The organism is Pedobacter glucosidilyticus DSM 23534, assembly GCF_000425145.1.
GTDB lineage: Bacteria > Bacteroidota > Bacteroidia > Sphingobacteriales > Sphingobacteriaceae > Pseudopedobacter > Pseudopedobacter glucosidilyticus.
On the sequence record NZ_KE384311.1, the window covers coordinates 280,093 to 291,831 of the forward strand.

The 11,739-nt window shown below is 36.5% G+C and carries 5 protein-coding genes; 2 read left to right on the forward strand and 3 right to left on the reverse strand.

Annotated elements, in window-relative coordinates; all coding sequences use genetic code 11:
* Positions 1-11: 11 nt before the first annotated feature.
* Genes treY through glgX form a run of 3 tightly spaced genes read right to left on the reverse strand, consistent with a single transcriptional unit; the run spans position 12 to position 8,097 of the window.
* A complete protein-coding gene (treY, locus tag H510_RS0114320) occupies positions 12-4,160 on the reverse strand; it encodes a malto-oligosyltrehalose synthase (protein WP_026904945.1) in 4,149 nt (1,382 codons plus the stop codon).
* Positions 4,161-4,177: 17 nt separating this feature from the next.
* Complete coding sequence (gene treZ / locus H510_RS0114325) at positions 4,178-5,977, reverse strand: malto-oligosyltrehalose trehalohydrolase (RefSeq protein ID WP_026904946.1); 1,800 nt, start codon at positions 5,975-5,977, stop codon at positions 4,178-4,180.
* Between the two features lie 2 nt (positions 5,978-5,979).
* Entirely contained in the window at positions 5,980-8,097 is a 2,118-nt protein-coding gene (gene glgX / locus H510_RS0114330) for a glycogen debranching protein GlgX (RefSeq protein WP_026904947.1), read from the reverse strand.
* Positions 8,098-8,222: 125 nt separating this feature from the next.
* On the opposite strand from glgX, the gene H510_RS19010 reads away from it, so the two are divergent.
* Complete coding sequence (locus H510_RS19010) at positions 8,223-8,885, forward strand: 3'-5' exonuclease (protein WP_081659290.1); 663 nt, start codon at positions 8,223-8,225, stop codon at positions 8,883-8,885.
* A gap of 18 nt (positions 8,886-8,903) precedes the next feature.
* Positions 8,904-10,814, forward strand: coding sequence for a DUF294 nucleotidyltransferase-like domain-containing protein (locus H510_RS0114340; protein WP_026904948.1), 1,911 nt, complete (start codon positions 8,904-8,906; stop codon positions 10,812-10,814).
* Positions 10,815-11,739: the final 925 nt, after the last annotated feature.

The following is an 11,739-nucleotide window of genomic DNA, read 5'->3' on the forward strand; positions in this document are numbered from 1 at the left end:
AATCAGGGCTGCTAACTGCGATGAAATATTTTAGTCAGCACAGCCAATTTAGCAGCTATTTGAGGCTTTAATTCATCGCCCACGAGCTTAAAAGACCAATTTTGTTCTGTAGTACCGGGCAGGTTCATCCTACTTTGTTCATCTAAATTTAAAACATCCTGTAAAGGGATGATGGCCGTTTTACAAACCGAAGCATAGGCCATGCGGATGATTTCTTCAGCCACATTATGCTGGCTTATTTTCTTGTTGCAATACAAATTCAGGTTAGCTTTGATGTTATTTCCGGCTTCTTTATACCATCCCAGCAAGGTATTATTATCATGTGTACCTGTATAAACAAAGAAATTTTCTTGATGATGATGCGGTATATGCAAAGATTGCGGCATATCATCCCCAAAAGAAAACTGTAAAACTTTCATTCCAGCTAGTTCAAATTGGTCTCTTAGTTGAAAAACACCTTGATTAACATCGCCCAAATCCTCGGCTATAAAAGGTTTTTCTGGAAAGTGTTTTAAAATAAAATCAAAAAAATCAGCTCCCGGTCCCTCCTTCCAAGTGCCATCTTTAGCTGTTTGCGCACCTGCTGGCACTTCCCAATAATCATAAAAAGCCCTAAAATGGTCTAGTCTCAAAACATCAAACCATTGGATATTCTTTTGCAAGCGTTTTAACCACCAATCGTAATTTTGCTTTTTTAAAACATCCCACCTAAAAACGGGCATGCCCCAAAGCTGACCATCTTCATTAAAATAATCGGGCGGTACACCTGCAATACCTTTGATTTTCCCCTCTTCATCCAAAGCAAAAATATCTTGCTGCGCCCATACATCTGCCGATTGATGGTTGACATAAAAAGGTAAATCGCCAATAATTTCCACATCATTTTGCTTGGCATAGGCTTTTAACTGTCGCCATTGCAAATCAAACAGATATTGATGCCATTTAATTTCTGTTATGGCTTCTTGGTGTTTTTCAGTTTCTACAGTTAAAGCCTTCAATTCTCGCTTTTTTATAGCGCTAGGCCATTGGTACCAAGGCTTTTTATATTGCTGATGTAAAGCCATAAAAAGTGCATAATCATTTAACCAATAGCTTTCTTGATGGCAAAATTGCTGAAAAGCAGGTCGTAATTGCTGTTTAGCTTGCTGCCAAGCTTTTTTCAACAGTAACTTTTTATGCTTTTCTACTTGCAAATAATCTACCCGGTTTCCCGGATGTATAGCAGCCTTATCTAAATCCTTTTGTTGCAGATAGCCCTCTTCTACTAGCGGTTCTAAGGCTATAAACAAATTATTACCGGCCATACTGCTCCAACTGCTATAAGGCGAAAAAGACTCTGAAGCTGCCAAAGGTGTTAGCGGTAATATTTGCCAATAGCGCTGTTGGGCCTGTTTTAAAAAATCTATAAACTGGTAGGCTTGCTCGCCTAAATTGCCCATACCATAGGCAGAAGGCAAAGAACTGATATGTAAAAGCACCCCAGCAGAACGCTGATTTTGCTTTTTACTTTCTAAAATGGCAAAAGGTAAATAGCTTAAAACATCTTTAACATAAACAGCTTCAGTGGGTTCTTCTGTTATTAAATTTCTCCAGGGCTTGTTTTGGGTGTCAAGCAATTGTGTATCGCCCCAATCTATATCTTCTAGTTTACACTGATGTTTTTCGCACAACAATGCCGGATGCAATACCGCAACAACCAAAACTTCCTGCTCATTAAACACCCTTTTAAATGCAATTAAATGCTCTTTAAACTTTCCTGCTATACTTACAGCTTGGTAGTTAGCATGGGCATAAAATTCTTTTTTTCGCTTACGCTGATGAATCAAAAATTGTGTTAGCCATAATTTGATTTTAGCATCATTGGGATGATTTAATAAATCTTTGATTTGATGAGGTTTAAGCTCTTGTATCTCATCCAGATATTGATTTCTAAGCTTAAAATCTATCTGTTGTCTGTTATCTGGGTCTACAAAAGTAAAGTCCCAAAGCTCTGTGCCTTGGTAAACATCTGGCACACCGGGGCAAGTAAATTTTAATAACAATTGCACCAAAGCATTATAAACCCCATAAGGGGCTATTTTCTGATGAAATTCTTGAAAACTTGCCATAAACAGATGCTCTGGATTTAATAGCGCAGCCACAAATTGCTTCACACTGTTTTCATAGCTTTCGTTGGGTTTATTCCAGTCTGATTGTATTTTGCCTTCCCTTAAAGCTTTAATCAAATAGGCCTCAAAGCGTGGCAAGAAATCGTCTGAAATATTACTAGAAATAGGGAAATTACCCACTAAATTTTGATAAATGAAATACTCATCATTTGGCTCAATTTTAAACTTCTGTACCAAATTGCGATTCATTTTACGCCATTGCCTAATTTTTTCTATCCATAAATTGGGTAAATGGGTTAAAACGTTTAGCCTTGCCCGGGCATCTTCGCCCCTTTTGGTATCATGGGTAGAAGTGGTATTTAAAGTTAAAGGCATCAGCGCTTGTCGCTTTTGCATCCATTCATGAAAATAAGCGGTAGAAATGCCAAAACATTCGGGATGGTCGCCCACTTCATTATGCCCAATAAACCTAAAATTGGTATACATCAAGGTATCTTCTACACCTTTGGCCATTAAGGGGCCGCTAAACTGCATTAAACGCTTATAAAACAAACTTGCTGTGCTTCTTATTTGCTTGTCTTCCTGCTCTTGCGACCTATTTAAAATAACATCCTCTAAAGTATTAAACCCTAAAAGGTGTTTAGGTTTATCGGCTTTAAGCCTGATGAAAATGCTTTTTAAACGCTTAAACTCTTCTTCTGCTAATGGAAAACTATCCCCATAAAACCTATACACAGGCATATAAACCAAAAACCAAGCAATGGCTTGTTTGATATCTTCGGCACTAGCATCTGTTTCTAATTTTAAAGTATGGAAGTATTTGCAAAGGTTATACAATTCGCCCTGCATATTTTGGAATAAGAAATTAGCTTTCTTCTCCAGTACTTGTTCTTCAAAACTTTTTACTTGAGGGATGATTTCTTGATATAAAGCATTAAATGTTTCCTCTGCGGGACTGTAAGTCAATAAGTTATTCACCAAACCTAAAAAATCATACCCGCTAGTTCCTGCTATTTCCCATTCTGTCGGTAATTCTTCACCTTTTTCAAGGATTTTCTCTGCGACAATATATTTATCACCAACAAGCTTTTTAAGCTGTTGCAGGTATTTTGTAGGGTTATATAAACCATCAATATGGTCTAAACGTAAAGCTTGAATTAGATCTTGATCTAAAAGATTATTGATAAACTGGTGATAATATTTAAAAACTACCTCATCCTGAATGTTTAAACAAAGCAAGCCATTGACGGTAAAAAAACGCCTGTAATTGATACGCTGACTGGTATCTTGCCAATAACAAAACTCGTAATATTGCTTATTGATGATGGCTTTTAATAAGGTTTGCGATTGATTAATATCTTGAAGTGTTTGATTTAGTAAAACCTGTATCTTCTTATCTTTTAGTTTTTTATGACTTTCCTGAATAAAATTTTCCCAAGCTTTAGCAAAGGCTTCTTTATTTTTAATGTCCTCTAAACCTTCTAGCTGTTGTAGCAGTTTATCTAGCTTTACATATTTGATTAAACTTTTATAAGAGGCTAAATTAAGTGGGTAACAGGCATCAAAATATTGAAAATAAAACCTACCCATTTTATAAATTAACTGCAGCTCTTGTTTCTTGATAACTTCTTGCAATGGTCTGCCTAAAAAAGGCACCATCAGTTTTCCGTTGAAGAAATTAGAGCTAAATGGATTATCAAAAAAACTTCTAAACCTAGATTTGCTTCCTTTCTCTAAAACGTCCATCAGCCACTCGTTATCCGGATGAAAAGCCATGTGATTAGGTACAATATCTTGCAACCACATCATCTGGTTCTTTTTCAAGAAGTTTTGGATAGTCTTTAATTCTGATAAAGAGCCTATTTCTGGATTTATCTGATGTGGATTTACCACATCATAACCATGTACGCTTTCTTTTACAGCTTTAAAAATAGGCGAAGCATACAACGTATCAACCCCCATCCTTTTAAAATAGCTTAACACTTCTTTAAGCTGTTGGAAGGTAAATTGATGGTTGAACTGTAGACGATAAGTTTGAGCAGGATATTTCATAGGTAGCGTTGCGTTTTTTATGACTTGGATTGATAGATTTTAACAGCTGTAGGGCTAATTTCATCCTTCTCAACAGGATGACCAGCCCATTTTTCATCGGCAGAATCAAAAATCAATTCATAAGCTTGAATTTTTGAATTCTGAATGCTTTGTTGCCTAGCTGAAAAATTGAGGACGCATAACACCTTTACATCTTCACTACTTCTGCTGATGTAAAGCATTTGCTGCGTTTCATCAGCGTAAGCTTTTAAACCTGTTCTTTGGGTATTTTTAAATACTGGGTGCGTTTTACGAAGCTGTATGAGGGCTTTATAGTAGGCCAACATGGTTTTATGCTGCGGTAAGTTTAGCTCGTCCCAGCGGAGTTTAGAAGCTTCAAAAGTAGAGATAGCTTGCGGGTCTGGTACTTCTTGTTCGCTTACAAATGCTGCAAATTCTTTCTTTCTACCTTCCTGTACGGCCTTTATCAACTCTTCATTCGTATGGCTGATAAAGTATTGAAACGGAGAACTTGCCGACCATTCCTCGCCCATAAACAGCATGGGGATATATGGCGAAATAAAAACTGCGGCAGCCATGAGTTTTTGCATCTCGAAACTAAAAAGCTGGCTACTACGCTCTCCTAACATACGGTTACCCACTTGATCGTGGTTTTGAGAGAAAACCACAAAGCGCTCTCCTGCCAATCCAACTGTACTACTACCAAATTTCTTTTTGCGGTGTGGCGAGTATAAGCCATCAAAAACAAAAGCATCTTGATAGGCTTTAGCTAAAGAAGAAATCCCATCAAAATCTTCATAATAACCTTTTTTCTCTCCTCCGGCACTTACCCGTAAAGCATGATGAAACTCATCTATCCATTGAGCATCCATCGCAAAACCATTTTGGCTCAAAGGTTCTAAATATCTTTTATCGTTTAAATCGCACTCGGCAATTAAGAAATGTGTTTTTTGATGTTCCTGATTAAAGGCATCTACATGCTCCTTAATTTCTGCCAAAATATGCCTAGCACTAAAATCTTTAATGGCATGTACAGCATCTAAACGTAAGCCATCTATATGAAAATCTCTTAGCCATAGCAATACATTTTCGATATAAAAAGTACGTACAGCATCGCAATGGGCATCATCAAAATTGATGGCTTTACCCCAAGGGGTTTGATATTTATCGGTAAAAAACGGTCCAAAATCGTTTAAATAATTCCCCTCCGGACCTAAATGGTTGTATACTACATCTAAAATAACGGCCACACCTTTTTCGTGACAGGCGTTTACCAGCTCTTGCAAACCTGTATAAGCACCATAACTATCTTGAACGGCAAAAGGAAAAACACCATCATAACCCCAATTTCTATTTCCGGGGAATTGGGCAACAGGCATCAATTCTATGGCATTGACACCTAAATCAAGCAAATAATCTAGCTTTTGGATGATAGCTTCAAAAGTTCCTTCTGGTGTGAAAGTTCCAACATGCAACTCATAAATTATTAAATCTTGCATGGCTGGAATTTGCCAATGCTCATCTGTCCATTCAAAAGCATGTAAATTTGCTACTTTTGAGGCTTGATGAACATCAGGCTGCTGCAAAGCTGTAGGGTCTGGCAAAGTTTTATCATCAAGCAGTATAAAATATTCGTCTTCTGGCTGTAGTAAATCTGTAGTTTTTTGCCAATAACCAAAATCGGCCTTTTCTAAATGGATAATGGTTTCATCCTTAGGTTTTAGAACCGATACTTTGTTTGCATTGGGGCACCATAAATTAATCTTTGTAGTACCGTAGCAATAATTTACGCCTATTTTTCTGCAAGCTTTCGTCATACTTATACGGCTTTAAGTAAAACTACCGACCTGCCCTTTACCGGAATTTCATCTTCTGATTGAAGTACTGTTTCTTCATCAAACTTAGCTTCAGAAGTATCCAAAACCTTTAACCATTTTTTGCTATACTTATCGGGCGGTAAATGGTAAATAATGGTATCATGATGGGCATTAAACATCACATAAAAATCATCATCTATAATTTTTTCGCCTTGCTGATTTAAAGATCTGATGCCTTTTCCGTTTAAATAAACAGCCAAAGAACGGGCAAAATCATGTTGCCAATGCTCATCATCCATTTCTATACCTTCTGGCAAAAACCAAGCAATATCTTCTAAACCTACGCCTTTTACGGGCATCCCTTGAAACCATTTACGTCTGCAAAAAGTAGGATGTTCTTTTCTTAACCTGATAAGTGATGCGGTAAACTGCTGTAGCTCATGATCCATTTTTTCCCAATTGAGCCAAGAAATCTCATTATCTTGGCAGTAGGCATTGTTATTTCCTTGTTGGGTTCTGCCAAACTCGTCTCCGGCAACTATCATGGGTACGCCTTGCGAAAGAAATAGCGTGGTTAAGAAATTTCTTTTTTGCTGATTTCTTAGGGCGATGATAGCTTCATCATCTGTATCGCCTTCTGCGCCACAATTCCAAGATCGGTTATGGCTTTCACCATCCTGATTGTTTTCTCCGTTGGCTTCGTTATGCTTCTCGTTATAAGAAACCAAATCATTTAAAGTAAAACCATCATGAGCGGTTATGAAATTAATACTGGCTGTAGGCTTACGGTAATCGTCCTGATAAAGGTCTGAGCTTCCGGTAAATCTATCTGCAAACTCTCCCAACATACTATCAGCACCTATCCAGTAATCTCTGATACAATCGCGATACTTGCCATTCCACTCGGCCCAACCCGGTGGAAATTTTCCCACCTGATAACCACCTTCGCCAACATCCCAAGGCTCTGCTATCAATTTAGCTTGCGAAATAATTGGATCTTGGTGGATGATATCAAAAAAGGAACTTAATTTCTGTACCTCGTGAAGTTCTCTGGCAAGCGTAGAAGCTAAATCAAACCTAAAGCCATCTACATGCATTTCGGTAATCCAATAGCGCAAACTATCCATAATGAGCCTTAAAACATTAGGTAAACGGGCATTTAAGGTATTACCAGTTCCGGTATAATCCATGTAAAACCTCGGATTTTCTGTTAACCTATAATAGCTACAATTATCAATACCTTTAAAAGATAAGGTAGGCCCTAAATGGTTTCCTTCTGCTGTATGGTTATAAACCACATCTAAAATTACTTCTATACCGGCCTTATGTAAGGCCTTAACCATTTCTTTAAACTCGCGTACCTGCTGGCCCAATACTCCTGATGATGAATACCTTACATCTGGCGCAAAAAAGCCTATGGTACTGTAACCCCAATAATTATTTAAACCTTGGTCTTGCAAATTCATATCGCTCACGAAATGGTGAACCGGCATTAATTCTACAGCGGTAATACCCAAATCTTTTAAATAAGCTATTGTTGCTGGGTGTGCTAAAGCCTTGTAAGTACCCTTTATTTCTTCCGGTATATCCGGATGTTGCATAGTAAAACCTTTTACATGGGTTTCGTAAATGATAGATTTATGCATAGGGGTATTTGGCGATGTATCATCTTCCCAATCAAAATGAGAATCAATAACCACAGCTTTAGGAATATAAGGCGCACTATCTTCCTCGCTAAAAGAGAAATCTTCGTCCTCATGCCCTACCTGATAGGCAAATAAAGCATTATGCCATTGTAAAGTGCCTGCAATAGCTTTGGCATAAGGGTCTATCAATAATTTATGTGGATTAAACCGATGTCCATTTGCTGGTTCATAAGGTCCATAAACTCTAAAGCCATAAAGTTGCCCTGGTTTTAAATCGGGTACATAACAATGCCAAATCTGATGTGTTCTTTCTTTTATCCTGATTTTTACCGATTCTGTCTCGTCTTTTGTAGTGTTAAACAGACATAGGTCTACACCAGTAGCATGGTCAGCATATAAGGTAAAATTAACGCCTTTTCCATCCCAGGTTGCTCCTAATGGGTATGGCTTGCCTGGATATACTTTTATATTCATAGATGTTTTTTTTGTGAATGATAGCTAAATATTAAATCAGCATCAATAACACTAAAAATTGTACCTATTTTTTTATATCTCTTAATTATTTAAAACATGAGTAATAAAGTTATATTTTCGGGATAGTGAAAGATTTTTTTCTAGTTATAGATACAGAAACATCTGGTTTACCTAAAAAATGGGATAAACCCTATCAGGAGACTGATAATTGGCCTACTTGTATCCAATTGGCATGGATTATTTATCGTAAAAACGGCGAAGAGGTGAAAAGAGAAAACTTCTATATCAAATCTCAAGACCTCAAAATAGATGAATCAGCATTTAAAATACACGGTATAAAACCAAGTTTTTTAGAAGAAAATGGCGTTAAGCGTAAGCAAGTGCTACAAAAATTTACTTATGATATTAAAAAGTACAATCCTTTATTAATAGCACATTTTATCGAGCTTGATTTTCATATCATTGGTGTTGATGCTTACCGGGCAAAACTTAAAAACCCTATAGAAAATAGTCCTTTGTTTTGTACCATGTTAGCCAGCGCAAAATATGTTCATAATCCATCGGTTAATTTTTTAAGGCTTGCCGAATTGTATGATTTTTTGTTTGATCAAAAGATGCAACAACAGCACCATGCTTTAGTAGATGCAGAAGCTACCGCAGCCTGCTTTTTTGAAATGCTTAAACGTGGTGATATTACAGCAGCGCAAATAGAAACACAACAGTTTAATTTTAAAACAAAACCACCTAAACCTAAAACCAAGTCTATTTGGCCATTTAGGATGTTTTAATGCTTAATCATAAAAACGATGATTGAAAAAAGATTAACCATTTTAAAAAACACTACTCCTTTTATTCTGTTGCCTGATGATGTTTTGCTGAGCATAGCAGATAGCTTACAGGAGATAAGGTATAATAAAGAGACTTTAGCTTACAGGCAAGAGATTACCAAAATGAAAGGTGTTGATATTATTGCTGAGGGCGAATATGAAACCTTTTTTTATGATGGGCAAAACAATAAACGTTCGGTAGAGATACACCATACGGGCTATTGCTTTGGTGGTATATCGGTACTATTAAACAGAAAAAAGGCATTAAAATCCGTTATCGTTAAGAAAGGCACCTTGGTTTATTTTTTACCGAGGAAAGATTTTAGAGCTTTATGTAGTGCTTATGAAGACTTTTTTCAATACTTCACTACCGATTTTGGCAACCGGATGCAGGATGAAGAATTTGCACATTTCTTTAAAAAACCACCTTCATTTGAGGAAAGTTATATCGCATCAGAACAGTTATATTCCAGAAAAATTGAAGCTGTTGCCTACCGAGATTTAATCTGCTATAATTCAGATTTTCCTATTTGCGATGCGGCTAAACTTATGGCAGACAAAAAAGTAAGCTGCTTATTTATAAAAGATGATGCACAAAAAATTATAGGTTTTGTTACTGATATTACTTTAAGAGACCGTGTTATAGCCCAATGTATAGATGCTAAACAGGCTATCCAAACCATTATGGATAACCCCATTGTAACCATTTCTACCAATGCTTATGTGTATGAGGCTATTTTATTGATGTTTAGAACCAAAGCCCGATACTTGGTAGTTGAAAAAAATGGTGAGTATCTAGGCTTTTTAAGCAGAAACCGCTTATTGAGCGAGCAGGCGCAATCTCCTTTAGTATTTATCCAATCGGTTAAGCTGGCTTTAAATGCTAAAGAATTAAAGCAAAAATGGGAGAAAGTTCCACTTATTATTACCCAATTATTGGGCAGAGGTGTACAAGCAGAAATTGTAAACCAAGTTATTACCACCATTGCCGATACCATTGCCCAAAAAGTTATAGAAGAAGTGATTGGAGAACTAGGTAAGCCACCTGCAAAATTTGTTTTCATGGTTTTAGGTAGCGAAGGAAGAAAAGAGCAAACCCTTAAAACCGACCAAGATAATGCTATTATTTATGAAGATAAGGCCAATGAGCAGCGTGAATTGGTACGCTCCTACTTCTTAGAATTTGCCAAACGTGTTTCTGATAAATTAAATGATATTGGCTTTGTGTATTGCGAGGGCGGTTATATGGCTAGCAACCCTAAATGGACACATTCTTTATCGCATTGGAAGCGCAATTATAAGAGTTGGATGGAAGAATCTTTACCAGAAAGCGCCATTAAATTCTCTACTTTTTTTGATTGCAGATACCTTTATGGCGATGAGCAAATTATGAACGAGTTGCAAGACTTTTTAGATGAAGAACTAAAAAACCCGATGGAAAGATTCTTTGTTTTTATAGCAAAAAATGCACTTCAGTACAATCCTCCTTTAACTTTCTTTAACAATATCAGAACACAAACTTTAGGAAAATCAGAAGTTTTTGATATAAAAAATGCCATGACACCTGTAGTAGATTTGGTACGTGTTTATGCCTTACAAAACAGAATTTTCAAACTTAATACCGGCGAAAGATTAAAAGCCTTACAAGAAAAAGGTGTTTTTTCTGAAACTCAGTTTCATGAGTTGATGCAGTCTTATTATTATTTAATGAGTTTAAGGCTAAAAAATCAGGCTTCACAGGTGATTCATGAAAAGATAAAACCTAATAATTATATAGAGCTTAAAAACCTCACCCGTATAGAACAGGTAACTCTAAAAGAAATTTTCAAGACGATAGAAAACTTTCAAGCAGGTATAAAAATGAGGTTTACGAATAATCTTTTAGGTTAAGAGGTTTTTGATTTTTTGAAAAGTGCTGTAGTGAGTTTTAAATTAATAGTATTAGGTTAAATCTAGATGATAAAGGCAATTTTGCTCAAGGCTTTCCGGCCTCATAGGCGGCCAGCCCTAGGCACTTTTTTCTTGATAAAAAAGTGAAGAAAAAACGAGGAACGAGTTCATGAATGCCTAAGAAAAACCTTAAACAAAAAATGAATAAATCAAGGCTGATGAATATTTATCGTTTCGTCTAAATAAATCTTTATCCACAATCCTGAGTGGTGTGTAAGTTTATGCTTAGTGAAGGCTTGTACAACACCCGTCGGATTGTTTCCTGATACTGCTTAATGAAAGTTTTTGCAAAAGATTTATTTGCCTGCACTTCCAAATCTTCATAGGCCATCATTCGTTCTTCGGAAAAGCTTGATTTAATATTATTGGAAGTCCCTAAATATCGATTTTTAGGTTCTTTGTACCATGTACTTTCTACTCTATACTTTGTGCTTTCTACTTCTAGAAAAGAGCAACCATTCATAAAAAACTGAATCTACCGAAGTGCATGAGCAACAATTAGTTTATTCGTTAATAGTTGATTAGGTTGTTAGGCCAAAATATCCAATATTTAAGCATCTTTTTACTTTCTACTTTTTACTTTATACTTAAATAAAGCCTATAGCGCATGCGGTTTTGTGTTCGAGTTTTTACTAACTTTCAATAAGCATAAACGAGCAAAAATAAGCGCTCCCTGTTTTTGAATTGCGGGAAAGCCTTGTGCGGCAAAGGCTCCTGTGGGATTGATCAAGGGTTTTGATTACTTTTACCCTCACAAAAGTAATGGGCCTCGCCGGCTCATGAGGCGGATAATTGTTATCATTAAAGATGTTATGAGCTAATAGGCTAATGCACTCAAGGTTTCCTAAGCCTAGCTGAATAGTAG